This window comes from Pseudomonas sp. C9D1 (assembly GCF_056491235.1).
On record NZ_JBSZIE010000002.1, the window covers coordinates 4123670 to 4149062 of the forward strand.

At 64.1% G+C, this 25393-nt stretch carries 23 protein-coding genes; 6 read left to right on the plus strand and 17 right to left on the minus strand.

Annotated features, from left to right (window positions below):
- From rpoD to rpsU, 3 genes are all read right to left on the minus strand, one after another.
- Positions 1-1851, minus strand: a complete 1851-nt coding sequence (rpoD, locus tag ACXI0U_RS26840; RefSeq protein ID WP_031288519.1) for an RNA polymerase sigma factor RpoD — start codon at positions 1849-1851, stop codon at positions 1-3.
- A gap of 67 nt (positions 1852-1918) precedes the next feature.
- Entirely contained in the window at positions 1919-3910 is a 1992-nt protein-coding gene (gene dnaG, locus ACXI0U_RS26845; RefSeq protein ID WP_431483264.1) for a DNA primase, read from the minus strand.
- Between the two features lie 194 nt (positions 3911-4104).
- Complete coding sequence (gene rpsU / locus ACXI0U_RS26850; protein WP_003085057.1) at positions 4105-4320, minus strand: 30S ribosomal protein S21; 216 nt, start codon at positions 4318-4320, stop codon at positions 4105-4107.
- 204 nt (positions 4321-4524) lie between these two features.
- On the opposite strand from rpsU, the gene tsaD reads away from it, so the two are divergent.
- The gene (tsaD, locus tag ACXI0U_RS26855; RefSeq protein WP_021221581.1) at positions 4525-5550 is read left to right on the plus strand and encodes a tRNA (adenosine(37)-N6)-threonylcarbamoyltransferase complex transferase subunit TsaD; all 1026 of its coding nucleotides are present in this window, start codon (positions 4525-4527) and stop codon (positions 5548-5550) included.
- Between the two features lie 53 nt (positions 5551-5603).
- Here tsaD and plsY read toward each other — a convergent pair whose 3' ends face one another.
- Positions 5604-6173 (minus strand): glycerol-3-phosphate 1-O-acyltransferase PlsY, encoded by a 570-nt coding sequence (gene plsY, locus ACXI0U_RS26860; protein WP_043244106.1) that lies wholly within the window; start codon positions 6171-6173, stop codon positions 5604-5606.
- 52 nt (positions 6174-6225) lie between these two features.
- On the opposite strand from plsY, the gene folB reads away from it, so the two are divergent.
- Together folB and folK are read left to right on the plus strand one after the other, a co-directional pair.
- Entirely contained in the window at positions 6226-6579 is a 354-nt protein-coding gene (gene folB / locus ACXI0U_RS26865; RefSeq protein ID WP_021221583.1) for a dihydroneopterin aldolase, read from the plus strand.
- Positions 6570-7112, plus strand: coding sequence for a 2-amino-4-hydroxy-6-hydroxymethyldihydropteridine diphosphokinase (gene folK, locus ACXI0U_RS26870; RefSeq protein WP_021221584.1), 543 nt, complete (start codon positions 6570-6572; stop codon positions 7110-7112). The genes folB and folK overlap by 10 nt, the downstream gene beginning before the upstream one ends.
- Here the strand turns inward: folK and ACXI0U_RS26875 are convergent.
- The 12 genes from ACXI0U_RS26875 to ACXI0U_RS26930 form a co-directional block, all read right to left on the minus strand.
- Positions 7085-8317 carry a multifunctional CCA addition/repair protein gene (locus tag ACXI0U_RS26875; protein WP_431483265.1) on the minus strand — a complete coding sequence of 411 codons (1233 nt, stop codon included), beginning with the start codon at positions 8315-8317 and terminating at the stop codon, positions 7085-7087. The genes folK and ACXI0U_RS26875 overlap by 28 nt on opposite strands.
- Positions 8283-8864 carry a DUF4136 domain-containing protein gene (locus tag ACXI0U_RS26880; RefSeq protein ID WP_021221586.1) on the minus strand — a complete coding sequence of 194 codons (582 nt, stop codon included), beginning with the start codon at positions 8862-8864 and terminating at the stop codon, positions 8283-8285. Before ACXI0U_RS26880 ends, ACXI0U_RS26875 begins: the two co-directional genes overlap by 35 nt.
- A 59-nt stretch (positions 8865-8923) precedes the next feature.
- Entirely contained in the window at positions 8924-10489 is a 1566-nt protein-coding gene (locus ACXI0U_RS26885) for a SpoVR family protein (RefSeq protein ID WP_021221587.1), read from the minus strand.
- Between the two features lie 10 nt (positions 10490-10499).
- Positions 10500-11771: a YeaH/YhbH family protein gene (locus ACXI0U_RS26890; protein WP_043244110.1), complete on the minus strand. Its 1272-nt coding sequence runs from the start codon at positions 11769-11771 to the stop codon at positions 10500-10502.
- 112 nt (positions 11772-11883) lie between these two features.
- Positions 11884-13806 (minus strand): PrkA family serine protein kinase, encoded by a 1923-nt coding sequence (locus tag ACXI0U_RS26895; RefSeq protein ID WP_021221589.1) that lies wholly within the window; start codon positions 13804-13806, stop codon positions 11884-11886.
- A 278-nt stretch (positions 13807-14084) separates the two neighbouring features.
- Positions 14085-14414 carry a thiosulfate sulfurtransferase GlpE gene (gene glpE, locus ACXI0U_RS26900; RefSeq protein WP_021221590.1) on the minus strand — a complete coding sequence of 110 codons (330 nt, stop codon included), beginning with the start codon at positions 14412-14414 and terminating at the stop codon, positions 14085-14087.
- Complete coding sequence (locus tag ACXI0U_RS26905) at positions 14411-15235, minus strand: symmetrical bis(5'-nucleosyl)-tetraphosphatase (RefSeq protein WP_431483266.1); 825 nt, start codon at positions 15233-15235, stop codon at positions 14411-14413. The genes glpE and ACXI0U_RS26905 overlap by 4 nt, the downstream gene beginning before the upstream one ends.
- 11 nt (positions 15236-15246) lie before the next feature.
- A complete protein-coding gene (apaG, locus tag ACXI0U_RS26910) occupies positions 15247-15627 on the minus strand; it encodes a Co2+/Mg2+ efflux protein ApaG (protein ID WP_043244113.1) in 381 nt (126 codons plus the stop codon).
- Between the two features lie 38 nt (positions 15628-15665).
- Positions 15666-16469, minus strand: a complete 804-nt coding sequence (gene rsmA, locus ACXI0U_RS26915; protein WP_431483267.1) for a 16S rRNA (adenine(1518)-N(6)/adenine(1519)-N(6))-dimethyltransferase RsmA — start codon at positions 16467-16469, stop codon at positions 15666-15668.
- Between the two features lie 121 nt (positions 16470-16590).
- Positions 16591-17580: a 4-hydroxythreonine-4-phosphate dehydrogenase PdxA gene (gene pdxA, locus ACXI0U_RS26920; protein ID WP_431483268.1), complete on the minus strand. Its 990-nt coding sequence runs from the start codon at positions 17578-17580 to the stop codon at positions 16591-16593.
- 77 nt (positions 17581-17657) lie between these two features.
- A complete protein-coding gene (locus ACXI0U_RS26925; RefSeq protein WP_031288521.1) occupies positions 17658-18950 on the minus strand; it encodes a peptidylprolyl isomerase in 1293 nt (430 codons plus the stop codon).
- The gene (locus tag ACXI0U_RS26930; RefSeq protein WP_374979698.1) at positions 18931-21708 is read right to left on the minus strand and encodes an LPS-assembly protein LptD; all 2778 of its coding nucleotides are present in this window, start codon (positions 21706-21708) and stop codon (positions 18931-18933) included. The genes ACXI0U_RS26925 and ACXI0U_RS26930 overlap by 20 nt, the downstream gene beginning before the upstream one ends.
- Positions 21709-21835: 127 nt before the next feature.
- Here ACXI0U_RS26930 and ACXI0U_RS26935 point away from each other — a divergent pair, with 127 nt between their 5' ends.
- From ACXI0U_RS26935 to ACXI0U_RS26945, 3 genes are read left to right on the plus strand one after another with little or no spacing between them, the layout of a single operon-like run.
- Complete coding sequence (locus ACXI0U_RS26935) at positions 21836-22861, plus strand: aminoglycoside phosphotransferase family protein (protein WP_431483269.1); 1026 nt, start codon at positions 21836-21838, stop codon at positions 22859-22861.
- Complete coding sequence (gene murU / locus ACXI0U_RS26940) at positions 22858-23532, plus strand: N-acetylmuramate alpha-1-phosphate uridylyltransferase MurU (protein WP_431483270.1); 675 nt, start codon at positions 22858-22860, stop codon at positions 23530-23532. Before ACXI0U_RS26935 ends, murU begins: the two co-directional genes overlap by 4 nt.
- A gap of 1 nt (position 23533) precedes the next feature.
- Complete coding sequence (locus ACXI0U_RS26945; RefSeq protein ID WP_431483271.1) at positions 23534-24301, plus strand: TerB family tellurite resistance protein; 768 nt, start codon at positions 23534-23536, stop codon at positions 24299-24301.
- Here ACXI0U_RS26945 and ACXI0U_RS26950 read toward each other — a convergent pair.
- The gene (locus tag ACXI0U_RS26950; protein WP_431483272.1) at positions 24298-25350 is read right to left on the minus strand and encodes an alpha/beta hydrolase family protein; all 1053 of its coding nucleotides are present in this window, start codon (positions 25348-25350) and stop codon (positions 24298-24300) included. The two genes, ACXI0U_RS26945 and ACXI0U_RS26950, sit on opposite strands and share 4 nt — an antisense overlap.
- Between the last annotated feature and the right edge of the window lie 43 nt (positions 25351-25393).

Here is a 25393-nt window from a genome sequence, read left to right on the forward strand (position 1 = left end):
TCACTCGTCGAGGAAGGAGCGCAGATGCTCGCTTCGCGACGGGTGGCGCAACTTGCGCAGCGCCTTGGCTTCGATCTGGCGGATCCGCTCGCGGGTCACATCGAACTGCTTGCCGACTTCCTCGAGGGTGTGGTCGGTGTTCATGTCGATGCCGAAGCGCATGCGCAGGACCTTGGCTTCACGGGCGGTGAGGCCGGCCAGTACTTCGCGGGTGGCTTCCTTGAGGCTTTCGACCGTGGCCACGTCGATCGGGGACTGCATGGTGCTGTCCTCGATGAAGTCGCCCAGGTGGGAATCCTCGTCGTCGCCGATCGGGGTTTCCATGGAGATCGGTTCTTTGGCGATCTTCAATACCTTGCGGATCTTGTCCTCGGGCATTTCCATGCGCTCGCCAAGCTCTTCCGGGGTGGGCTCGCGGCCCATTTCCTGGAGCATCTGGCGGGAGATGCGGTTGAGCTTGTTGATGGTCTCGATCATGTGCACCGGAATACGGATGGTGCGGGCCTGGTCGGCGATCGAGCGAGTGATCGCCTGACGGATCCACCAGGTGGCATAGGTCGAGAACTTGTAGCCGCGCCGGTATTCGAACTTGTCCACCGCCTTCATCAGGCCGATGTTGCCTTCCTGGATCAGGTCGAGGAACTGCAGGCCGCGGTTGGTGTACTTCTTGGCGATGGAGATCACGAGGCGCAGGTTGGCCTCGACCATTTCCTTCTTCGCCCGGCGAGCTTTCGCTTCACCGATGGACATGCGGCGGTTGACGTCCTTGATCTCGGAAATCTTGAGGTCGACTTCCTTCTCGAGGTCGATCAGCTTCTGCTGATTGCGCTTGACGTCGTCGACCAGCTTGCTCAGGGCTTCGGCGTACTTGGCCTTGCCTTTGGTCAGGCCTTCGACCCAGGTCAGGTCGACTTCGTTGCCGGGGAACAGGCGCAGGAAGTCGGCACGCGGCATGCGGGCATCACGCACGCAGAGCTGCATGATGGCGCGCTCCTGGGCGCGGACACGGTCAAGGGCGTCACGAACGCGGTCTACCAGGGCATCGAACTGTTTGGGTACCAGTTTGATGGGCATGAACAGCTCGGCGAGGCCTTGCAGTTCATCGATGGCCTGTTTGCTGGAACGACCATGCTTCTTCAGCGCCTTACGGGCCTTTTCCAGCTGGTCGGAGACGGCTGTGAAGCGGCGCAGGGCCTCTTCCGGGTCGGGACCGCCGTCGCCTTCTTCCTCGGCGTCGTCGCTCTCACCTTCCTCTTCTTCGTCTTCGTCCTTTTCCTTCGCGGCGCTTTCTTCCTTCGGGACGACAGGCTCGACTTCCTCGGCCGGCACGCTGCCGTCGTCGGGGTCGATGTAGCCAGCGAGGACGTCGGAGAGACGGCCACCTTCGGTAGTGACGCGATGGTACTCGGAGAGAATGCTGTCGACGGTACCGGGGAAGTGGGCGATCGCGCTCATTACTTCGCGAATGCCTTCCTCGATGCGCTTGGCGATCTCGATCTCGCCTTCGCGAGTCAGCAGTTCCACCGTGCCCATTTCACGCATGTACATGCGCACCGGGTCGGTGGTTCGGCCAATGTCGGTCTCGACGGCTGCGAGTGCGGCGGCGGCTTCTTCGGCTGCAGCCTCGTCGGTGTCGGCTTCGGCCAACAACAGGGCGTCCGCATCCGGAGCACTCTCGAATACGTTGATCCCCATGTCATTGATCATGCGGATGATGTCTTCCACCTGTTCCGGATCGGAAATATCCTCCGGCAGATGGTCATTGACCTCCGCGTAAGTCAGGTAACCCTGCTCACGACCACGGGCGATCAACTCTTTGAGGCGAGACTGCTGTTGCGCTTTTCCGGACATAACACCCTATCCACTTAAGGTCTTGGCGGGCTAAAAACAAGCCGAGGATTATACCTGACCAGAGGCCTCAAGCGCCAGTTGGGCTGGTGGAGGCTGGAGATGGACTGCGGCTGAGGAGGTCGCGCAGCTGGTCTTTCTCCTCTGCGCTGAGTTCGCTCTGCCTTGCTTTGCGTAGCAGTTGTTCGAGGCTGCGCTCGCGTTGGCGGGCCGACAACCTAGTTATAGTGTCGAAAAACTGTTGTTCAAGGTTGTCGCTCGAAATCAACCATTCCTTCTCCGCCAGCGCCTGCAGCAGCCGGCCCTGTTCGGTGCCGTGCCAGCGGGCGATGAGCTGCAGCGAGCGCAGCTTGGGGTTCTTCTGCAGGGCTTCGAGGAGCGACACCATCAAGCGAGCGTAAGTGTCGTCTTCTGCAGCGAAATGGCTGGCATTCTCGACGTTCTGCGCAAGGTTTGGATGGTGAAGCAGTGTCCTGAGTGCCGTCAGGGTTGGCGACTCGACCTTGATTTCAGTGCGCGGGGGGCGCCTGAATTCACCTTGGCCGCCCTTCTTGTCCCAGGGCTTTCCGCCCTTTTTCCAGTCGCCTTTCCACTCGCCTTTCTTGCGCTCGGGCTTCTGCCATTCGCCCTGTTGTTGCCGGGCGGGTGGCTCGAAGTAGTGCTCCTGGCCGGCATCGCCATAGCCTTCGTAGCTGGCAGGGGTGCCGTAGTGGTGGTCGTCGGGGTAGTGCGACGCTTCGCCGCTGTGCGGCGGCGCGTCGTGGCTTAGCTGGCCGATGGCCTCACCGTTCAGACCGGTGATTTCCGACAGGCGCTGACGCATCAGCGTACGCAGGTTGGCGCCGGGCACTTTGTCGATCAGTGGAGCGGCCAGGGTTACCAAGTGCGCCTTGCCTTCCAGGGAGCTGGGATCGGCTTCGTCCCTCAGTTGCTGGAAGAAGTAATCGGCCAGGGGCTGCGCGTGCTGGGTGATGCGGGCGCGGAAGGCATCGGTACCCTCGGCGCGTACCAGGCTGTCCGGGTCTTCGCCTTCGGGGAGGAACAGGAAGCGTGCGCGCCGGCCGTCCTCCAGGGACGGTAGCGTGGCTTCCAGTGCTCGCCAGGCGGCCTTGCGTCCGGCCTGGTCGCCGTCGAAGCAGAACAGGATGCTGGGCACCAGGCGGAACAGGCGCTTGATGTGCTCCTCGCTGGTGGCGGTGCCGAGGGTGGCGACGGCGTTGCGCAGGCCTTGCTGGGCCAGGGCGATAACGTCCATGTAGCCTTCGACGACCATCACCTCGTCGAGGTTGCGGTTGTTCTTGCGGGCTTCGTAGAGACCGTAGAGTTCCTGGCCCTTGTGGAAGACCGGTGTTTCCGGCGAGTTCAGGTACTTGGGTTTGTCGTCGCCCAGTACGCGACCGCCAAAGGCGATGACCCGGCCCCGGCTGTCGCGGATGGGGAACATCACGCGGTCACGGAAGCGGTCGTAGCGCTTGCCGCTATCGGCGTTCTCGATCAGCAGGCCGGCATCGATCATGGCCTTCTGCTGCAAGGCGTCGCTGGCCAGGTGCTTGAACAGGTTGTCCCACCCCGGTGGGGCGAAGCCGAGGCCGAAGTCGCGGGCTATTTCACCGGACAGGCCGCGTCCTTTCAGGTAGTCGACGGCGGCCTTGCGTGTCGGGTGGCTCTTCAGGGCTTGGCGGTAGTAATCCGAGGCAGCTGTGAGCAGGGCGTAGAGCGGCGAGTCGGTGGCTTGGCGTGGGCGATTGTTGCGCCCGCTTTCTTCGCGCGGTACGTCCATGCCGGCACGTTTGGCCAGCTCCTCGACAGCCTCGGGGAAGTCGAGGTTGTCGTGGTCCATGATGAAGCCGAGGGCGTTGCCGCCGGCGCCACAGCCGAAGCAGTAGTAGAACTGCTTGTCGGGGCTGACGCTGAAAGAGGGCGTCTTTTCGTTATGGAATGGGCAACGGGCGCTGTAGTTTTTGCCGGCCTTCTTCAGTTGGATGCGCGAACTCACCACCTCGACTATGTCGGTGCGGTTCAGCAGATCGTCGATGAAGCCTTGGGGGATCAGGCCGGCCATAGGGTGCTCAGGACGCTGGGAGGGTCAAAGCATAGGCCCCCATCGCCGGTTGGCGATAGCGGCATTACCGGTGCTGCAAATGCAAAAAACTCCGGCGTTCGCCAGGGCGAAGCGGAGTGTCGCATGCGGTGCCTGAATGCACTCGCCCGGCCGGAGCCGGGCGATGCTGAAAGCGTGCGGCGAAGCCTGTTAACTCAGTACAGGCGCTCGCGGCGGCGCTGCTCGCGCTGCACTTTCTTGGCATGACGCTTCACTGCAGCAGCAGCTTTACGCTTGCGCTCTGCCGTGGGCTTCTCGTAGAACTCGCGGCTGCGGACTTCAGCCAGTACACCGGCTTTTTCGCAGGAGCGCTTGAAGCGACGCAGGGCTACGTCGAAGGGTTCGTTCTCTTTAACTTTGACGGCTGGCATCCAGGTCGTACCTTCACTAATTACCGTGGGTGAACGCGCTCCTGGCTAAGACTGCGGGAGAACGTCGGTTTTCAAGGGTTGCGGATGTTAACGCCTTGCGCCCTGGAATGCAAAGCCTTCAGTCGAAAACCGCTGGCCGGGGCGGAGGGCGGCGATTATGATGCGCGCCTTCTTTATTAGCTAGGCCTGGAAGGCAGGTTCCCAATGCTAGTGCTGGGTCTGGAAACCTCTTGCGACGAGACCGGTGTCGCTCTCTACGACAGCGAGCGCGGCCTGTTGGCCGATGCGCTGTTCAGTCAGATCGACCTCCATCGCGTGTACGGCGGCGTGGTGCCCGAGCTGGCGTCCCGCGATCACGTCAAGCGCATGCTGCCGCTGTTGCGCGAAGTGCTCGATGGCGCCGGTTGCAAGCCGGCCGATATCGATGGCATCGCCTACACCTCCGGCCCCGGCCTGGTCGGCGCGCTGCTGGTGGGTGCCTCCTGCGCCCAGGCCCTGGCGTTCGCCTGGGGCGTGCCTGCGCTGGGTGTGCACCATATGGAAGGCCATCTGCTGGCGCCGATGCTGGAAGAGCAGCCGCCGGAGTTTCCGTTCGTCGCCTTGCTGGTTTCCGGCGGCCATACCCAGCTGGTTCGCGTCGATGGCATCGGCCGTTACGCTTTGCTCGGTGAGTCGGTGGACGACGCTGCGGGCGAAGCCTTCGACAAGACCGCCAAGCTCATCGGCCTGGGCTATCCGGGTGGCCCCGAGATCGCCCGCCTGGCCGAAAGCGGTGTGCCGGGGCGCTTCACCTTCCCGCGCCCGATGACTGATCGGCCTGGCCTGGATTTCAGCTTCAGCGGCCTCAAGACCTTCGCCCTCAACACCTGGCAGCAGTGCCGCAATGCTGGGGACGACGGTGAGCAAACCCGTTGCGACATCGCTCTGGCGTTCCAGCAGGCGGTGGTCGAGACTCTCGTCATCAAGTGCCGCCGGGCCCTGAAGCAGACCGGCTTGAAGCGACTGGTGATCGCCGGTGGGGTGAGTGCCAACCAGGCGCTGCGCCAATCGCTGGAGGCGATGCTGGGCGAATTCCACGGCAACGTCTTTTATGCGCGCCCGCGGTTTTGCACTGACAACGGCGCGATGATCGCCTATGCCGGTTGCCAGCGCCTGAAGGCCGGGCAGCAGGAAGGTCCGGCCATTGCCGTGCAGGCGCGCTGGCCGATGGAAAGCCTGCCGTCGATCTAGCGTCGCGTGGCGTCTTGTAGCCTCAGGCTTGTAGCTTGAGGCTGTCTTCAGTTTCAGAAATGTCGTTCGCGTCCTGCGAAAAGGTCGCGTAGATTGCCGCGGTGTCGCCAGACGATCAGGCAGCAGAGCACGGCCATTGGCAGCAGGGCTCCGGGTTTCTGCCAGGCCAGTAATGGCAGGGTCAGCGGCGTTGCGATCAGCGCGGCGAGCGAGCTGGTGCGGGTGAGGAAGAAGGTCAGCGCCCAGGCCCCGACAGCCAGCAAGGCGGCCGGCGGGTAGAGCCCGAGCAGCATGCCGGCGGCGGTGGCGACGCCCTTGCCGCCGCGAAAGCGAAAGTACAGCGGGTAGAGATGCCCGAGCACGGCGGCGAGGCCGATCCAGGCCTGTTTTTGGATGCCGAGCCCGATCAGGTAGGCGACCAGTACGGGCAGAAGGCCTTTGAGCAAGTCGCCGAGCAGGGTGAGGATCGCGAGCTTCTTGCCCGCCACGCGCAGCATGTTGGTGGCGCCCGGATTGCCTGAGCCCTGGTCGCGTGGGTCGGCGAAGCCGAACAACCGGCTTAGCAGGATGGCGAAGGACAGCGAGCCGAGCAGGTAGGCGAGAATCGCCAGCAGCCAGAACATTGGTATCCATTCCAGGGCGAGGGAGCCCTGATTCTAACGGGGCAGAAGTTACGTGGACACGGTTTTCATCGAGGGTCTTGAAGTCGATACCGTCATTGGTGCGTACGACTGGGAGCGGAGCATTCGCCAGTGCCTGCGCCTGGACCTGCAAATGGCCTGGGACAACCGCCCGGCCGCCGCCGATGATGAGCTGGCCCATGCCCTGGACTACGCTTCTGTCTCCCAGCGCATCCAGGCGTTCGCTGGCGAATCGCAGTTCCTTCTCGTGGAAACCTTCGCCGAGCGATTGGTCGCTGTGCTCATGGCGGAATTCAACATTCCCTGGGTGCGGCTCAAGCTGCACAAGCCCGGTGCGGTGCCCGCTGCCAGCAGCGTTGGCGTGGAGATTGAACGCGGATGCCGCTGACACCGGTTCTGCTGGGCCTGGGCAGCAATATCGGGCGTGAAGAACACCTGCGGGCAGGCCTCGATGCACTGGCCGGCTTCCTTCATGAGATCCATTGCTCGCCGGTGTTCGAAAGCCAGCCGGTGGGCATCAAGAGCGGACCCTTCTACAACCTGGTGGTGGCGGCGACGACCGACCTGCCCCTGATGGAACTGGACCGCCGCCTCAAATTCATCGAGGCCGACAACGGCCGCTATGCGCCAGATCGCAAGGGTCTGCCGCTGGACATCGATGTGCTGCTTTACGGCGACCTGGTCGGCAGTTTCGATGGCCTGGCCTTGCCGCGTGCAGAGGTGTTGAAGAACGCGTTCGTGCTCTGGCCCTTGGCACTGGTAGCGCCTGAGCGCCTGCACCCGGGTGAGGGGCGCAGCTTCGCGGAGCTTTGGGCAACGGCGCAGATTCAGCAGCAGCTGTGGCCGGTGCCTTTCGAATGGCAGGGGCGCCAGTTGACGCCCGCCGATCTGCTTCAGGCCTTCCCCGCGCCTTCCTTGTAAGCCTTCAGTGCCTTCAGGCGCTCGAGCCTGAGCGCTTCGCCCAGTTCGGCCCCCTTGTAGCCCTTTTCCAGCAATGGCTGGACCGCGACTGCACGCGCGGCTTCGGCGGCGCCTCGCAGGTAGTCGGCCTGGGGGTATTCGCGCTGCTCCAGGCCGTGCCGGCCGCGGGCGTCCATCTCGCAGGCCGCGATGAATTCCTCGAAGCGCTGCGGGCGGCGGTAGACATCGAAACGGGCGAGCAGCTCTGCCAGGGTCGAGGCGCGGAGTTCGGTGGCGCGGTGGGCATGGGTGTGGAACTCGCCCACCAGCATCGCCAGCTCCTGGCAGTCCCGAGGCGCCTTGCAGCGCTCGTTGACCTGCTGGATCAGCTTGAGGCCGCGCTGTTCGTGGGCGATGTGCCGGGGCCACTCCTCTTCTGGCGTCTCGCCTTTGCCCAGGTCGTGCAGTAGGCAGGCCCAGCGCACGGTGAGGGGTTGGTCGTGTTCCGCGCACTGCTGCAGCACCGCCAGAACGTGCAGTCCTGAGTCCACCTCCGGGTGATGATGCTCGGGCTGGGGCACGCCGAACAGGGCGTCCAGTTCCGGCATCCAGGCCTGCAGTGCACCGCAGTCGCGCAGCACCTGGATGAACACGTCCGGGCGCGGCTCCATCAGGGCGCGGGAGATTTCCTTCCAGCTGCGCTCTGCGGTCAGGGCGTCCAGCTCACCGGATTCGGCGATTTCCCGCATCAGTTCGATGGTCTCTTCGGCCACTGTGAAGCCGAGCGGCGCATAGCGGGCGGCGAAGCGGGCCACGCGCAGCACGCGCAGCGGGTCTTCGGCGAAGGCGGGGGAGACGTGCCGGAGGATGCGCTGCTCAAGGTCGTGCTGGCCGCCATAGGGGTCGACCAGCGTGCCGTGTTCGTCTTCGGCGATGGCGTTGACGGTGAGGTCGCGGCGGATCAGGTCCTCTTCGAGGCTGACGTCCGGGTTGGCGAAGAAGGTGAAGCCGCCGTAGCCGCGCCCGCTTTTGCGTTCGGTACGTGCCAACGCGTATTCCTCGCCGCTCTGCGGGTGGAGGAACACGGGAAAGTCCGCGCCGACCGGCTTGAAGCCCTGTTCGAGCATTTCTTCGGCGGTTGCGCCGACCACGACCCAGTCCACTTCCGTGACCGGGCGACCCAACAAGCGCTCACGAACCGCGCCGCCCACCTTGTATATCTGCATGCTCACCTCCGAGGGTGCGGAGGATAGCAGCCCGCTCGCTGGCTGCGATGGGGATTTGCCGGGTCAGGGCTTCCACTGCGCTTTGCAGCAGCTCGGCGCTGTCCCAGGCGGGGCTCAGGCCGGTGCTGGCGATACCTTCCCAGAGCACCTGGCCATCGAGGTCGGTGATGCGCAGGCGCAGGGTGCCGGTTTCATCACGCAGGCGGTGGATGGCCTGGTAGGGGCCGAGTGGGCTGGGCGGCGCCTGGTCGACCTTGAACTCCAGCGGTGCGTCCTGCAGGGCCAGCCAGTAGTAGATGCGCAGCTCGGGCGTCTGGCTTTCGTGATAGCCCCGGGTCGCCAGGCCTTGGCGGAGCAATGGGTCTAGCCGAGCGTAGTGCTCACGGTAGGGGGCTTGGCCGAGCAGCGCCTGTTCCGGAGGAACCAGTTGGAAGCTGTGGCGAGCGGTCAGGTCGCCGCCGTCCGGGTGCACCACCTGGATGCTGGGGATGTGGGTGGAGCAGGTGGCCAGGACCAGGCACAACAGCAGGACGAGGAACAGGCGCATCGACGCTCTCCATGGGCGATGACCGCATGCTCGGGGGTGCCCGGCATGCGGTCAACCGATCAAATGGGCGGGATGACCAGGTCCAGGCGCGGGTATTCGCCGTCTTCGCTGCGTTCACCCTTGGGCGGTACGTGGTGGGTGCCGGTGATCTGCTCGCCGTTCATGGTTTCCAGGTGGATGTCGAAGCCCCAGAGGCGGTGCAGGTGGCGCAGCACCTCCTCGGTGGATTCGCCCAGGGGTTTGCGGTCGTGTTGCTGGTGGCGCAGGGTCAGGGAGCGGTCGCCACGGCGGTCGACGTTCCAGATCTGCACGTTGGGTTCGCGGTTGCCGAGGTTGTACTGGGCGGCGAGGGTTTCGCGGATCTGCCGGTAACCGGGTTCGTCATGGATGGCAGGGACCAGCAGCTCGTCCTTCTGGTCGTCGTCGAGGATGCTGAACAGCTTGAAGTCGCGGATCACCTTGGGCGAGAGGTATTGGAGGATGAAGCTCTCGTCCTTGAAGCTCTTCATGGCGAATTTGATGGTGGAGAGCCAGTCGCCGCCGGCGATGTCGGGGAACCAGCGTTTGTCTTCCTCGGTGGGCTCCTCGCACATGCGGCGGATGTCGCGGTACATGGCGAAGCCCAGGGCGTAGGGGTTGATGCCGCTGTAGTAAGGGCTGTCGAAGCCGGGCTGGAATACGACGCTGGTGTGGGACTGGAGGAACTCGAGCATGAAGCCTTCGGTGACCAGGCCTTCGTCGTAGAGGTCGTTCATCAGGGTGTAGTGCCAGAAGGTCGCCCAGCCTTCGTTCATGACCTGGGTCTGGCGCTGGGGATAGAAGTACTGGGCGATCTTGCGCACGATGCGCACGATCTCGCGCTGCCAGGGCTCCAGCAGCGGTGCGTGCTTTTCGATGAAGTAGAGAATGTTTTCCTGGGGTTCCGACGGGAAGCGCCGGTTGTCCTTGTCACCACCCTTGCCCGCGCCCTTGGGAATGGTGCGCCAGAGGTCGTTGATCTGCTTCTGCAGGTGTTCCTCGCGCTCCTTTTGCCGGCGCCGTTCTTCTTCGGCGGAGATCGGATAGGGTCGCTTGTAGCGGTCGACGCCGTAGTTCATCAGGGCGTGGCAGGAGTCCAGCAGGTCTTCCACCGCGTCGATGCCGTGGCGCTCCTCGCATTGCATGATGTACTGCTTGGCGAACACCAGGTAGTCGATGATCGAGCTGGCGTCGGTCCAGGTGCGGAACAGGTAGTTGCCCTTGAAGAAGCTGTTGTGGCCGTAGCAGGCGTGGGCGATCACCAGTGCCTGCATGGTGATGGTGTTTTCTTCCATCAGGTAGGCGATGCAGGGGTCGGAGTTGATGACGATCTCGTAGGCCAGGCCCATCTGCCCGCGGGAGTAGCCTTTCTCGGTGGCCAGGAAGTGCTTGCCGTAAGACCAGTGGTGGTAGCCCAGCGGCATGCCCACCGAGGCGTAGGCATCCATCATCTGCTCGGCCGTGATGACTTCGATCTGGTTGGGATAGGTGTCCAGGGCGTAGCGCTCGGCCAGGCGGCTGATCTCGCGGTCGTAGGTGCGGATCAGGTCGAAGGTCCACTCCGAACCGGTGGAGATGGGTTGCCTTTTCTTCTCTGTGGCAGTCATGTCACGGCCCTCAGGTAACCAGTCGGCGCTGGAAGAGTTCGCGGAACACGGGGTAGATATCGCCGGGGGAGACGATCTGCTGCTGGGCGAAGGTGTCGGCGAAGGTGTCGCAAACTTGCTCGTACTCGAACCACAGCGCCTGGTGCTCGCGCGGGGTGATCTCGACGTAGGTGTAGTACTGCACGAAGGGCATGATCTGCTTGATCAGGATGTCCCGGCAGATGGGCGAGTCGTCGTTCCAGTTGTCGCCGTCCGAGGCCTGTGCCGCATAGATGTTCCATTCGTTGACGGGGTAGCGCTCGGCCATGATCTCCTGCATCAGCTTGAGGGCGCTGGAGACGATGGTGCCGCCCGTTTCGCGGGAGTAGAAGAACTCCTCCTCGTCCACCTCGCGGGCGCTGGTGTGGTGACGGATGAACACCACTTCGATCTTGTCGTAGTTCCGCTTGAGGAACAGGTACAGGAGGATGAAGAAGCGCTTGGCGATGTCCTTGGTCGCCTGGGTCATGGAGCCGGAGACGTCCATCAGGCAGAACATCACGGCTTTGGAGCTGGGGTTGGGCTGCTTGACCAGCAAGTTGTACTTGAGGTCGAAGGTGTCGAGGAACGGCACCCGTTCGATTCGCGCCCGCAGCTTGAGGATCTCTGCTTCCAGTTCCTGTATGTCGCCGAAGTTGTCCGGCTCCTCACGCTTGAGCCTGGCAAGTTCTTCCCGCGCCACACGCAGCTTGGCGCGACTGGAGCCGGAAAGGGCAATGCGACGGGCATGGGCCGAGCGCAGGGTGCGGATGATATTGATGCGTGAGGGGTTGCCCTCGTTGCTGATGCCGGCGCGTACGGTCTTGAAGGTGTCGGAGCCGGTGAGATGGCGTTTGACCAGGTTGGGCAGCTCCAGGTCTTCGAACATGAAGTCGAGGAATTCTTCCTGGGTGATCTGGAAGACGAACTCGTCCATGCCTTCGCCGGAGTTGCTGGCCTTGCCACTGCCGCGTCCGCCGCCACCGCCTTGCGGGCGAGGGATGCGTTCGCCTGTGGTGAATTCCTTGTTACCCGGGTGAACGATGGTCTGCCGGCCGCCACGGCCGTGATGCAGCACGGGCTCGTCGATGTCGCGGCCGGGAATGCTGATCTGCTCACCATGCTCCATGTCGGTGATGGAACGGCGGCTGACGGCTTCCTCCACCGCCTTCTTGATGTGGTCGCGGTACCGCCTGAGGAAGCGCTGGCGGTTCACCGTGCTCTTGTTCTTGCCATTCAGGCGTCGGTCGATCACGTAGCTCATGGGTGCCCCTCCGGGGCAGCTTCAAGCCGCAGGCCGCAAGCCGCAGGTAGAAGCGCAGAGCATCGGCCCCCGCTCCTTCTTGCCGCTTGAAGCCTGCAGCTTGTGGCTGCAGTTACTGCGACTTGCGTACCCGCAGGTACCACTCGGACAGCAGGCGAACCTGTTTCTCGGTGTAGCCGCGCTCGACCATGCGTTTGACGAAATCGTTGTGCTTCTGCTGCTCGTCCTTGCTGCCCTTGGCGTTGAAGCTGATGACCGGCAGCAGGTCCTCGGTGTTGGAGAACATTTTCTTCTCGATCACCACCCGCAGCTTCTCGTAGCTGAGCCAGGTGGGGTTCTTGCCGTTGTTGTTGGCCCGGGCGCGCAGCACGAAGTTGACGATCTCGTTGCGGAAGTCCTTCGGGTTGCTGATGCCGGCGGGTTTCTCGATCTTCTCCAGTTCTTCGTTGAGGGCGACACGGTTGAGGATCTCGCCGGTTTCCGGGTCCCGGTATTCCTGATCCTGGATCCAGAAGTCGGCGTAGAGCACGTAACGGTCGAAGATGTTCTGGCCGTATTCGCTGTAGGACTCGAGGTAGGCGGTCTGGATTTCCTTGCCGATGAACTCGATGTAGCGCGGTGCCAGGTACTCCTTGATGAAGCGCAGGTAGCGCTCACGCACCTCGGCGGGGAATTGTTCCTGCTCGATCTGCTGTTCCAGCACGTAGAGCAGGTGAACCGGGTTGGCGGCGACCTCGTGCGGATCGAAGTTGAACACCTTGGAGAGGATCTTGAAGGCGAAGCGGGTGGAGAGGCCGTTCATGCCCTCGTCGACGCCGGCGGCGTCGCGGTATTCCTGGATCGACTTGGCCTTGGGATCGGTGTCCTTGAGGTTCTCGCCGTCGTAGACGCGCATCTTCGAGTAGATATTGGAGTTCTCCGGCTCTTTGAGACGCGAGAGGGCGGAGAACTGCGCGAGCATCTTCAGGGTGTCGGGTGCGCAGTGGGCGTTGGCCAGGGAGCTGTTGGCCAGCAGCTTGTCGTAGATCTTGATCTCGTCGTTGACGCGCAGGCAATAGGGCACCTTGACGATGTAGATCCGGTCGATGAATGCCTCATTGTTCTTGTTGTTGCGGAAGCTGTGCCATTCCGATTCGTTGGAGTGGGCCAGCAGGATGCCCTGGAACGGAATCGCCCCGAGGCCCTCGGTGCTGTTGTAGTTGCCTTCCTGGGTGGCGGTCAGCAGCGGGTGCAGCACCTTGATCGGCGCCTTGAACATCTCGACGAACTCCATCAGGCCCTGGTTGGCCCGGCACAGAGCGCCCGAGTAGCTGTAGGCGTCGGCGTCGTTCTGCGGGAATTCCTCCAGCTTGCGGATATCCACCTTGCCCACCAGGGCAGAGATGTCCTGGTTGTTCTCGTCACCGGGCTCGGTCTTGGCTACGGCGATCTGGTTGAGGATGGAGGGGTAGAGCTTGACCACGCGGAACTGGCTGATATCGCCGCCGAACTCGGCGAGGCGCTTGGTGGCCCAGGGCGACATGATGGTTGAGAGGTAGCGCCGGGGAATGCCGTAGTCCTCTTCGAGGATGGCGCCGTCTTCGGTGGCATTGAACAACCCGAGGGGCGACTCGAACACCGGAGAGCCCTTGATGGCATAGAAGGGCACTTTCTCGATCAGCTGCTTGAGCTTCTCGGCCAGGGAGGATTTGCCGCCGCCCACCGGACCCAGGAGGTAGAGGATCTGCTTCTTCTCTTCCAGGCCTTGGGCGCCGTGGCGGAAGAAGGCGACGATCTGGTCGATGCAGTCTTCCATGCCGTGGAAGTCGGCGAAGGCCGGGTAACGGCGAATCACCTTGTTGGAGAAGATCCGTGACAGCCTCGAGTCGGTGGAGGTGTCCAACAGCTCCGGCTCACCGATGGCCATCAGCATCCGTTCGGCTGCGGTGGCATAGGCGCTGCGGTCCTGCTTGCACAGGTCGAGATATTCCTGAAGGGAATATTCCTCCTGGCGGGTCGCCTCGAAGCGTTGTTGGAAGTGGCTGAAAATGCTCATTGCGTCACCTCGCTGGATACTGGGAGCCGGCGGGATCGGATATGCGGGTGCGGGCAGTCAGCCGACGAGTCAGCCGATGAGAAACCCCCAGAACACCTAATGGTCGCTGCCGATGGCCCGGAACCGGTGTGCCGGCTCTCCCCTTTTGGATGGCCTGACCTAAGAGTAGTTCGGAATCCGGGAGGTCAAGGATGACGGAAGGATAACAAGAGATTGCCGTTCGTCAGGTCGCGGCGCTAGGCCAGTGATGGCGCGGGATTGCGCCATCGAGAAAATTTTTACTCGGCACTGCCCTGGGCGACTTCGCCGGGGTAGGTGGCGCGCCAGAGCTCGAAGCCACCGTCCAGGCTGTAGACGTCGGAGAAGCCCTGGCCCACGAGGTAGGCGGCGGCCCCCTGGCTGGAGTTGCCGTGGTAGCAGGTGACGATCAGGGGCTTGTCGAGGTCGGCCTTGGCGATGAAGTCGGCGAGGGAGTAGTTGTCCAGATGCTGCGAGCCGGTGATGTGGCCGTTGGCGTAGCTCTGCGGGTCACGGATGTCGACCACCTGGGCACCGTGTTCGCGCAGTGCCTGGGCCTGCTCCGGCGGGATGCGCTGGAATTCGCTCATGTGTTGTTCTCCTCGCAACTGCAGCTGATGCGTTCGCCGCTGTCGACGTTCAGAAGGGTCATGGCCCCGCCCCAGACACAGCCGGTGTCGAGGGCGAAGAGGCCGGGTTCGTCGCACTTGCCTTCCAGGGCCGCCCAATGGCCGAAGATGATCTTCTGACCACGAGTCTTGCGCTCGGCGTGGCTGAACCAGGGTGCGTAGCCAGGGGGGGCGGTGTCGATGCCCTCCTTGCTCTTGAGGTCCAGGGTGCCGTCGGCCTTGCAGAAGCGCATGCGGGTGAAGCAGTTGGTGATGACGCGCAGGCGGGCGATGCCTTGCAGGTCTCCATCCCATTTCGCCGGCTCGTTGCCGTACATGCCGTCAAGGAAGAGGGGCAGACGGACATCGTCCCGCAGAACTTCCTCCACCTCGCCCGCGCGTTTCAGCGCCTTGGCCAGCGTCCAGTTGGGCGGGATGCCGGCGTGGACCATGGCGATGTCGCGCTGCTCGTCATAGTGCATCAGCTTTTGCTGGCGCAGCCATTCAAGCAGGTCGGCGGCATCGGGTGCTTCGATGATCTCGCGCAGGGTGTCCGATTTCTTCAGGCGCTCGGCATTGTGGGCCGCTGCCAGTAGGTGCAGATCATGGTTGCCCAGCACGCAGACCAGGCTATCGCGCATGGCGTAGAGGAAACGCAGGGTTTCCAGCGATTTCGGGCCACGGTTGACCAGGTCGCCCACCAGCCACAGGCGATCGCGAGCGGGGTCGAACGCCACGCGTTCCAGCAGGCATTCCAGTGGATCGAGGCAGCCCTGGAGGTCGCCGACTGCGTACACCGTCATGGGGGCTCCTGTCAGTGCAGCGCGCCGGGAACGGCCAGGCGGAAGGGGGCGATCTCGGCGTCGAAGCGTTTACCGTCTTCTGCCACCATCTGGTAGCTGCCCTGCATGGTGCCGACGCGGGTCGCCATGACCGTGCCGCTGCTGTAGACGTGGCTCGCGCCCGGCTCGATCAGCGGTTGCTGGCCGACGACGCCGGCACCCCGCACTTCCTGCACATGGCCGTCGCCATCGGTGATCACCCAGTGGCGAGACACCAGCTTGGCCGGCAGCTCACCCTCGTTGCGGATGGTCACGGTGTAGGAGAAGGCGAAGCGGTTTTGCTCGGGCTGCGACTGCTCCGGAAGGAAGCGGGTGGTGACACTGACGGCGACCAGGTAGCGGGAATCGGGCACGGGACTGTTCTCTGGAACCGGAATGAAAGTCTAGGGCGTCAGGCGCCGGTTGTCTGTTCGGCCAACTGGTCGGCCAGGCGTACGAACGCGGCCAGGTCCAGTTGTTCGGGGCGCAGGCTACCGTCGACACCGGCGGCTTCGATGGCATGGCTATCGAGCAGGCCCTTGAGTGTATTGCGCAGGGTCTTGCGGCGCTGGTTGAAGGCTTCGCGCACGATGCGCTCCAGCAGGCGATGATCCTTGGCCGGGTGCGGCAGGACTTCATGGGGCACCAGGCGCACGATCGCCGAATCCACCTTGGGTGGCGGGTTGAAGGCCCCGGGGCCGACGTTGAACAGGTGCTCCACGCGGCAGTGGTACTGGACCATGATCGACAGCCGCCCCCAGTCGCCGCCACCCGGCTCGGCGGCCAGGCGCTCCACCACTTCCTTCTGCAGCATGAAGTGCATGTCGCGGATCAGGTGCGCGTTGCTCAGTAGGTGGAAGATCAGCGGGGTGGAGATGTTGTAGGGCAGGTTGCCCACCACCCGCAGGCTGTGGGGCTCTGCGTTGAGCTGGTTGAAGTCGAACTTCAGGGCGTCGCCCTGGTTCAGCTTGAAGCGTGGCTCGTGCCCGAACTTGCTCTGCAGGATCGGGATCAGGTCCAGGTCCAGCTCGATGACGTCCAGTTGCGCACCGCTGCCCAGCAACCCTTCGGTCAAGGCGCCCTGGCCCGGGCCGATTTCCAGCAGGCGCTCGCCTTCCTTGGCATGGATGCCGCGAAGGATGCGATGGATGACGCCAGCGTCGTGCAGGAAGTTCTGGCCAAAGCGCTTGCGCGCGCGGTGTTGGTATTCGGACATTGCGGGCTCCAGGTGGAGCAGCTTGAAGCCGGTAGCTTGAAGCTGGAAACGGGGAAAGGCGCGGAGTTTACAGCATTGCGCCGATCAGGCCGAAATGTGCTGCTGATCGGCGCGCTGTGGCTCAGCCTCGGCTAGCGGCCATCTCGTAGGCCGTCTCCAGGGCCACCTGCAGGCTGCCCCCATCGATGCGCCCGGTTCCGGCCAGGTCCAGGGCTGTACCGTGGTCCACCGACGTGCGGATGATGGGCAGGCCGAGGGTGACGTTGACCGCCGCGCCGAACCCCTTGTATTTGAGCACGGGCAGGCCCTGGTCGTGGTACATCGCCAGCACCGCGTCGCAGTGCTCCAGGTGCTTGGGGGTGAACAGGGTGTCAGCGGGCAGAGGGCCGATCAGGTTCAGGCCTTCTTTGCGCAGGCGTTCCAGGCAGGGCTCGATGACCTCGATCTCCTCGCGCCCCAGGTGGCCACCTTCGCCCGCATGAGGGTTGAGACCGCACACCAGGATGCGCGGATTGGGCAGGCCGAATTTCTCCACCAGGTCGGTGTGAAGGATGCGGGTCACCCGTTCCAGGCGTTCGCTGGTGATGGCGGCGGCTACATCCTTCAGCGGCAGGTGCGTGGTCACCAGGGCGACGCGCAGGCCGTGGGTGGCGAGCATCATCACCACCTGCGTGGTGTGGGTGAGTTCGGCGAGGAACTCCGTATGCCCGGAGAAGGCAATGCCGGCCTCGTTGATCACGCCCTTGTGCACGGGCGCGGTGATCATCCCCGCGAAATGGCCATCCAGACAGCCCTTGCCCGCGCGAGTCAGGGTTTCCAGCACGTAGCCTGCATTGGCCCGTTCGAGCACGCCGGGCTGGACGGGAGCTTGCAGGGGGGTGTCCCAGACGTAGAGTGCGCCTGCTGGTGCCGGCTCTTCAGGCCAAGCGGCGGGCGAGACGGGCGTGACACGGATGTCGAGGCCGAGCTGGCTGGCGCGCTCTTCCAGCAGCGCTTGGCTGGCAATGGCGATCAGGGGGTAGGGCTGGCGCTCTCGGGACAGGAGCAGGCAGAGGTCCGGGCCGATGCCGGCGGGTTCACCAGGGGTGAGGGCGAAGCGGGGAAGGGGCATTGCGGGCTCTCCGGCTGTGGCGCGTGGCGGCGATTGTACCGCCAGCGCGCCACCCTGCGTGGCAGGGCGCCGAAGAATCAGAGCTTGGTTTCGACGTACGCCTCGTCGCGGATCTGACGCAGCCAGGCTTGCAGTTCTTCGTCGTACTTGCGGTTACGCAGGACGTTGATGGCTTGCTGCTCGCGCATCTGGTCGGCGCTGTCGGTGGCGCGACGGCCCAGGACTTCCAGCACGTGCCAGCCATAGGGGCTCTTGAACGGGCGGGACAGCTGGCCGGCCGGGGTCTTGGCCATGACTTCGCGGAACTCTGGAACCAGCGCGTTGGGGTCGATCCAGTTCAGATCGCCGCCATTGAGGGCCGAGCCCGGGTCCTCGGAGAAACTCTTCGCCAGGTCGGCGAAATCTTCACCGGACTTGATGCGCTCATAGAGACGCTCGGCCAGGCGCTCGGTGTCGGCTTCGCTGCGAATCTCACTCGGCTTGAGCAGGATGTGGCGAACGTGCACTTCATCGCGAACCTGGGTGCTGCCGCCACGCTTGTCCAGCAGCTTGAGGATGATGAAGCCGCCCGGGGTGCGTACAGGCTCGGTGACTTCACCGGGTGCCAGGGCGCTGATCATGCCGTCGAAGGGCGGCGGCAGCTGGGCGGCCTTGCGCCAGCCGATCTCGCCGCCTTCCAGAGCGGTTTCGCCTGCAGAGCGGGAAATCGCCAGTTGTGCGAAGTCGGCGCCTTGCTGCAGTTGCTGGTAGAGCTCCTTGGCCTGGCGGTCGGCAGCCTGGATGGTTTCGGGCGAGGAGCCGTCCGCAACCGGGATCAGGATGTTGGCCAGGTGGAATTCTTCGGAGAGCTGCATCTTGCCCAGGTCGGAGGCGAGGAAGTTCTGCACTTCCTGGTCGGTGACCTGGATCCGCTCCGCCACGCGACGCTGACGAACACGGCTGATGACCATCTCGCGACGGACCTGGTCGCGGGCGTCCTCATAGGAGAGGCCGTCCTGGGCCAGGGCGCCACGGAACTGCTCGACGCTCATGCCATTGCGCTGGGCGATGGCTTCGATGGCCTGGTTCAGTTCCTCATCGGTGATGCGGATGCCGGAGCGGTCGCCGATCTGCAGCTGGATGTTCTCGATGATCAGGCGTTCCAGCACCTGCTGGCCCAGTACATGCTCGGGGGGCAGCGCCGAACCGCGCTTGGCGATGGTCTGCTGCACCTCATGGACGCGTTGGTCGAGCTGGCTCTGCATGATCACGTCGTTGTCGACGATGGCCACGACACGGTCGATCGACTGGACCTCGGCATGCACGGCACCACCGAGGAACAGGGCGCCCAACAGCAGCGGGCGGAGACAATCAGAAAGCTTGGTCTTCACGTTCACGGTAACCTTGGATGCCATTGTCGAGGAAGCTTTCAACCTTGTTGCCGATTACGCCGCCGAGGCCCTTGAACACGATCTGCAGGAAGACGCCGCGGTCGGCTTTCTCGTTGAGTTCGGGCGAAAGGGTGGTCTCGTCGTAGTCGACCCAGTAGCGGTTGATCAGACGGAGTTTCCAGCAGCAGCTGTCGTACTCGAAGCCACCGAAGGCTTCCAGGGTGCGGCTGCGGTTGTAGTCGTACTGCCAGCGTGCGATGGCGTTCCACTGCGGGACGACCGGCCAGATCACGGACGCGTCGTGCTGCTGGATCTTGTAGTAATCCTTGATCACGCGACCGGTCACGTTGTCGATGTAGTCGCCGCCTTCCTGCCACTGGCCGGTGGTCTGGTTGTAGACCACGGCGTCGTTGCGGTAGCGGTAACCGAAGTTGACCACCTTGTTGACGTCGTCTTCCGGCTGGTAGTGGAACATCACACTGCCGGAGCGGGTGCGGCCGGCATCCGGGTCCCAGTTGAAGTCGGAGGACAGGCGCCAGTCGCGGTTGAAGCGGTACAGGTATTCCAGTGCATAGGGCGAAACGCTGGCCTGGGCCGACTTGCGATCGCGGTAGTCGATGCCGGGCAGTTGCACCTTGCGGTCTTCGAAGTAGAAGGCCTGGCCGATGCTGAAGCGCTGACGCTCGAAGCCGTTGGGCTGGATCCAGCGGTTGGTCAGGCCCAGGGATACCTGGTTGGCATCACCTACACGGTCGCGACCGGAGAAGCGGTTCTCACGGAACAGCGAGGAATAGCTGAATGCGCTTTCGCTGCTGTCGAAGACCGGGATGTTGTCCTGCTTTTCCTCGGGAACATAGAGGTAGAACAGGCGCGGTTCCAGGGTCTGCTTGTACTGATTACCGAACAGCTCGGTGTTGCGATCGAAGTACAGCCCGCTGTCGACGCTGAAGATCGGCACGCTGCGGTCTTCGCTGCTGTTGAACTCCTGGCCGGCGAGCAGGGTGTTCTTGCCCTGCTGGTCGAGGTCCAGGTCGTACTGGGTGTAGAGGTATTTGACCGAAGGCTTGATGAAGCCGTAGCTCCAGTCCAGCGGCAGGCTGACGCCCGGCTCCACGTGGATACGGTTGCCGTTGGCACGGGCCAGGCCCGGGATGCGGGTGTCGTACCAGGGGCTGGTAGCGCCGTCTTCGTCGGTGAACATGCCCTTGCGCAGATCACGCTCGAAGCGCACGAACTCGGTGGAGTAGGAGAACTTCAGGCCACCGGCATCGACCGGCAGCACTCCATCCAGGGTGATCTGGGGCAGGCGGTCGTACGGGGTGATCTCGGTGACCGTAGCCATTTCATAGGCATGGGCATTGAGCCGGGCGGTGTAGCTGTCGCCACGCCAGGTGACGGCGCCCTGCTGGTTGACGTAGGTCGATTGCTCGATGCCCAGCTCGGTCTGCAGGTCCTGGAAGTAGTACGGGTCGCTGATGTCGGTGTAGTCCACCTCGGTCATCAGGCGTTCGTCCAGGCCGCCCTTGTGTTGCCAGTTGTAGAGCCAGCGCTTGTCCTTGTACTCGGACTGCAGCTTACGATCGTCGTCCTCGTCGTTCAGGTACGCACCGCCGAACTGGCCTTCGCTGCTCTTGGTCAGGTAGCGGAACTCGCCTTCCATCAGCAGGCCGCGCTTGGCCATGTAACGCGGATAAAGCGTGGCGTCGTAGTTGGGCGCGAGGTTGAAGTAGTACGGCGTCAGCAGGGAGAAGCCGGTGTCGCTGCTGGTACCGATGCTCGGCGGCAGGAAGCCGGACTGGCGACGGTCGTCGATGGGGAAATAGATGTAGGGGGTATAGAACACCGGAATGTCCTTGACCCGCAGCGTCACGTTGGTCGCGGTGCCGAAGCCCGTGGCCTGGTTCAGCTTGATGTTGTTGCCTTTCAGGTGCCAGGCGTTGTCGCCCGGCTCGCAACGGGTGTAGGTGCCGTCTTTCAAGCGGATGATCGCGTCTTCCTGGCGCTTGGCGTACAGGGCGCTACCGCGGGTGTGCGATTTGTGCAGCACGTACTCGGCGTTGTCGATCTGCGCTTCGCCGTTGTCCAGTTGCAGTTCGGCCCTGTCGCCGACCACTAGGGCGCCGTTGTCGCGCAGCTTGACGTTGCCCACCAGCTCGCCACGGTTCTCGGCTTGCAGCAGGTTCGCCTCGTCGGCTTCCACCTGCATGCTGCCCTGGCGCAGGACCACGTCACCGGCGAGGGTCGCGACCTGCTTTTCCTGCTCGTAGCGCGAGGCCTTGGCGGAAACGTAAGTGGGTGCATCTTCCGGCGGGGTCTTGTCGTTCATGCCGGGGCGGCGTGGCTCGACATAGGCACCTGCGCAGTACGGGCCGGCTTCGGCCAGTTGCGCTGCGGTCAGCTTGTCGCGCGGAACCCAGTCCAGATGGCTGAAGTCAGCACTACGGGAGGCGAGTGCCTTGCCACCGGCTTCGGTGACCAGCGTCGTCCGGGCTTCGGCCGATTCGGACGTGCCGCTCGTGGCTGCCGCGCCAGCGACGCCAACCCTGGAACTCACGGCGCTTTCGCTGTGAACTGGGCGCGGAGGCAGGCTCTCTGCCGTCGCCTTGGGCGCACAGGCCCAACTGCCGGAGGCGGCTGCCTGGCAGTCGAACTGCTCGGCGGCGACTACGAACTGAGTGGCCACAGGCTGCATTGCCAGCAGGCTGCCGGTGACCAGCAGGGGGAATTTTTTACGAAACGCGGGGGATTTTACTGCCATCTTGTTAGTCCGGGCTTCCTGCGCGCCATCGGCCCGCGGGGGCCGCACGCCTCTCGATGGGCTGAAAAAGATGCTGGATAATAAAGCATGACCCGCGCAACGGCTAGCGCCGTCGGAGACCCTTGTAATGCCCCATGAAGATGTACGCCTTCAACAACTTAGCGCCTGGCTGGACCAGCGACTGCCCGCCTTGTTCCATGCCGAAGGCTGGGGCGAAGTGCCCCCCGCCGATCTGCTGCCGGCCAGCAGTGACGCGAGTTTCCGCCGTTATTTCCGCTGGCAGGCGGAGGGCCGCAGCCTGATCCTGATGGATGCTCCGCCGCCCCAGGAAGACTGTCGCCCCTTCGTCAAAGTGGCCGAAATGCTCGCCGAAGCCGGTGTGCATGTGCCGCGGATTCTTGCGGCGGACCTGGAGCAGGGCTTTCTCTTGCTCGATGATCTGGGCCGCCAGACCTACCTCGAGGTGATCGACGCCGATAACGCCGATGCCTTGTTCGAGGATGCGTTCCGGGCATTGCTGGCCCTGCAGAAGCGTAGCTTCGAGGTGCCGATGCCGGCCTATGACGACGCCCTGCTGCGCCGCGAATTGCAGCTGTTCCCCGACTGGTACCTGCAGCGCCACCTGGGCCTCGAGCTGTCCGGCGAGCGCCTGGCTGCCTGGCAACGTGTCTGTGACCTGCTGATCACCAGCGCCCTCGAGCAGCCCCGTGTGCTGGTGCACCGCGACTACATGCCGCGCAACCTGATGCTCAGTACACCCAACCCGGGTGTGCTGGATTTCCAGGATGCGGTCTACGGTCCGGTCACCTACGACGTCACCAGCCTGTTCAAGGACGCCTTCCTCAGCTGGCCCGAAGCACGCGTGCGTGCCTGGCTGGAGCGCTACTGGAACCTCGCCCGTGAGGCCGGTATCCCGGTACAGCCGCAACTGGACGACTTCCTCCGTGCCAGCGACCTGATGGGCGTGCAGCGTCACCTCAAGGTCATCGGCATCTTCGCGCGCATCTGCCACCGCGATGGCAAGCCCAAGTACCTGGGTGATGTCCCGCGCTTCTTCTCCTATATAGAGGCGGTGATCGAGCGGCGCCCCGAGCTGGCCGATCTCAAGACACTGTTCGACTCCCTGCCGCAGGCCGAGGCGGTGGCCCCATGAGGGCGATGATCCTCGCGGCGGGCAAGGGCGAGCGCATGCGCCCGTTGACGCTGCACACCCCCAAGCCGCTGGTGCGTGCCGCCGGCACCCCGTTGATCGAGTTCCACATCCGCGCGTTGGCGGCGGCCGGCTTCCGCGAACTGGTGATCAACCACGCCTGGCTCGGCCAGCAGATCGAGGATCACCTGGGTAGCGGCGAGCGTTTCGGCGTTTCCATCCGCTACTCGCCGGAAGGCGAACCCCTGGAAACCGGTGGCGGCATTCACCGCGCGCTGCCGCTGCTGGGGGACGAGCCTTTCCTGGTGGTCAACGGTGATATCTGGACCGACTACGATTTCGCCGCCCTGAAGGATTTTCAGTTGCAAGGGCTCGCTCATCTGGTGCTGGTGGATAACCCCGCTCACCACCCGGGTGGCGATTTTATCCTCGACCAGGGCGTGGTCCGTGACGGTGTGCCCGGCCAGCCAGGCCTGACCTACAGCGGCATCGCCGTGTTGCACCCCGCGCTTTTCGAAGGGAGCAGTGCCGGAGCCTTCAAACTGGCGCCGTTGCTGCGCCAGGCCATGGGCGACGGACGCGTCAGTGGCGAGCATTTCACCGGCCGCTGGGTGGATGTCGGCACCCACGAGCGCCTGGCGGAAGTCGAGCGCCTGATCGAGGCGGAGCGCTGAGATGTTCTGGCCCGTCACGTTGCTCGGCGCCATCGTCGGCATGTTCATCGCCAGCATTCCCGGCGCATTGCTGGGTGGCCTGCTTGGCCAGGTGGTGGATCGCCGGCTGAAGCTGGATTCCTGGGCCAGTCTGCGGGCGCGCTTGCGCCGTGGCACGGCTGTGGAACAGGAGGACCTGCTTTTCGTACTGCTCGGCCGCCTGGCCAAGAGCGAGGGGCGGGTCGTGGACCTGCACATCCAGCAGGCCCGTGCCGAGATGCGCCGCCTTGGGCTGGACGAGGCCGGGCAGCGCCGGGCGATCGTCGCCTTCACCCGGGGCAAGTCCGAGCCGGTCGACCTGTACTTGCCCCTGCGCGGGTTGCGTTATCAGCGTGCCGAAGGCGAGGCGTTGCTGCGCAGTTGCTGGCAGATGGCGGCAGCGGATGGCCGGGTTGGCAGGCACGAGCGGGAGCTGATCCTGCTCTGGGGCAAATGGTTGGATTGGCCGGCGGAGCAGGTGGAAGCCCTGTGCGCCGGCTTCGATATCCCCGGCGGTGCGCCTGTGCGTCGTGGCAGTGCCTACCAGGATGCGCTGGCGCTACTGGGGGTGAACGCCAACAGTGAACCGGCGGCGATCAAGCGCGCCTACCGGCGCTTGATCAGCCGCAACCACCCGGACAAGCTGGCCGGCGCCGGGGCCAGCCCGCAGCGTGTGCGTGAGGCCACCGAGAAAACCCGTGAGTTGCACAACGCCTACAGCCTGATCCGCGAGCGCCACGGCTTCCGTTAGATACCCGGCGACTGCGGGATGATGGGCGCTGGCGCGGCCGCGGGTGCCTTTTTCCCCGGTGCCTGCAGGTGCGATTCGAGCCAGCCCCGCACCCGCCGGAACAACTGCTCCTGGTCGGCGCTCCGGTCCGGCAACGTCTTCAGGCCCACTTGCACATAGGCCGGGTGCTTGTCGCGCTTGCTCGCCTGCAGGCGCTTGAGGGCGGCGGCGCTGTCCAGTGGCCGGTCCTTGTAGAAGAAATCACCGATGGATTGCTTGAGCTTGGGCGCCGAGTCCTCCAGGGCCGGGCTGTAGCCGGGCGGCACCTCGGCATCCACCAGCACCAGGTTGTCGATGCCGGCGGACGGCGCGTCGCTCAAGGCCTGCACGGCCCAATAGGCACCGCTGCCGTGGCCGAGCAGGACGATGGTCTTCGGGCCCTGCTGGTTGGCGAAGGCGATGGCCGCCTGGATGCGCGCGGCGATCCGCGTGGCCTGGGCCTTGCGCTCTTCCTCGGCGCTGAGTACCGGCTGCGCTGGGTCGGTGGAGGGCTCGGCGCTGCCCGCCTGCTCGGGCGTCGGGGGCGGGGTGGCCGGGTCGGCCTTCTCGGTTTTCGCTTCGCCGTCGGCAGGTGGGGTGGCCTGCTCCACCGGGCGCGGCGGCGGCTCGTTGCCCTTGGGATCGGGCAGGGTGAGGCTGAGGCTGTGCCAGCCGACATCCGGCAGCTTGTTGCGCAGCGGCGCGATCGCCCGGGGCCAGTCGGCGCTCTCGCCATCACTGGGCAGCAGGATCACCACGCCATTGGGCTCGGCCACATTGGCCGGCTTCCACAGGGCCAGGAAGACATCGTCGCCGGCCTTAAGCTGTTGCTGTTCCTTCTGGGGCAACTGGCGCTCCAGGGCACTGGCGTCTTCCTGGCTGCGTTCTTCCAGGGGCGCGCGTTCCACCGGCGTTTCCGTGGCGGCGTTCTCGTCCTTCTTTTCGGCCGGCGGGTCTTCGCCGTGGGCGATCGTCGGCAGCAGCAGCGCGAGGCAAAGGGCGGCGAGTGTCGGGCGAGGGGCTCGGAGCATCAGAGAATTCCACGGAGTGGCCATAGGCACGCAGCCTAAAGGC

Bases quoted from the DNA above. Each gene is read 5' to 3' on its own strand.
- ACXI0U_RS26935 (WP_431483269.1), top strand. From the start codon at position 21,836: ATGCCCCATGAAGATGTACGCCTTCAACAACTTAGCGCCTGGCTGGAC.
- ACXI0U_RS26875 (WP_431483265.1), bottom strand. From the start codon at position 8,317: ATGCAGATATACAAGGTGGGCGGCGCGGTTCGTGAGCGCTTGTTGGGT.
- ACXI0U_RS26890 (WP_043244110.1), bottom strand. From the start codon at position 11,771: ATGAGCTACGTGATCGACCGACGCCTGAATGGCAAGAACAAGAGCACG.
- rsmA (WP_431483267.1), bottom strand. From the start codon at position 16,469: ATGTCCGAATACCAACACCGCGCGCGCAAGCGCTTTGGCCAGAACTTC.
- dnaG (WP_431483264.1), bottom strand. From the start codon at position 3,910: ATGGCCGGCCTGATCCCCCAAGGCTTCATCGACGATCTGCTGAACCGC.
- pdxA (WP_431483268.1), bottom strand. From the start codon at position 17,580: ATGCCCCTTCCCCGCTTCGCCCTCACCCCTGGTGAACCCGCCGGCATC.
- plsY (WP_043244106.1), bottom strand. From the start codon at position 6,173: ATGTTCTGGCTGCTGGCGATTCTCGCCTACCTGCTCGGCTCGCTGTCC.
- folK (WP_021221584.1), top strand. From the start codon at position 6,570: ATGCCGCTGACACCGGTTCTGCTGGGCCTGGGCAGCAATATCGGGCGT.
- ACXI0U_RS26930 (WP_374979698.1), bottom strand. From the start codon at position 21,708: ATGGCAGTAAAATCCCCCGCGTTTCGTAAAAAATTCCCCCTGCTGGTC.
- murU (WP_431483270.1), top strand. From the start codon at position 22,858: ATGAGGGCGATGATCCTCGCGGCGGGCAAGGGCGAGCGCATGCGCCCG.
- ACXI0U_RS26905 (WP_431483266.1), bottom strand. From the start codon at position 15,235: ATGACGGTGTACGCAGTCGGCGACCTCCAGGGCTGCCTCGATCCACTG.
- ACXI0U_RS26880 (WP_021221586.1), bottom strand. From the start codon at position 8,864: ATGCGCCTGTTCCTCGTCCTGCTGTTGTGCCTGGTCCTGGCCACCTGC.
- rpsU (WP_003085057.1), bottom strand. From the start codon at position 4,320: ATGCCAGCCGTCAAAGTTAAAGAGAACGAACCCTTCGACGTAGCCCTG.
- tsaD (WP_021221581.1), top strand. From the start codon at position 4,525: ATGCTAGTGCTGGGTCTGGAAACCTCTTGCGACGAGACCGGTGTCGCT.
- ACXI0U_RS26950 (WP_431483272.1), bottom strand. From the start codon at position 25,350: ATGCTCCGAGCCCCTCGCCCGACACTCGCCGCCCTTTGCCTCGCGCTG.
- glpE (WP_021221590.1), bottom strand. From the start codon at position 14,414: ATGAGCGAATTCCAGCGCATCCCGCCGGAGCAGGCCCAGGCACTGCGC.
- ACXI0U_RS26945 (WP_431483271.1), top strand. From the start codon at position 23,534: ATGTTCTGGCCCGTCACGTTGCTCGGCGCCATCGTCGGCATGTTCATC.
- ACXI0U_RS26885 (WP_021221587.1), bottom strand. From the start codon at position 10,489: ATGACTGCCACAGAGAAGAAAAGGCAACCCATCTCCACCGGTTCGGAG.
- ACXI0U_RS26895 (WP_021221589.1), bottom strand. From the start codon at position 13,806: ATGAGCATTTTCAGCCACTTCCAACAACGCTTCGAGGCGACCCGCCAG.
- rpoD (WP_031288519.1), bottom strand. From the start codon at position 1,851: ATGTCCGGAAAAGCGCAACAGCAGTCTCGCCTCAAAGAGTTGATCGCC.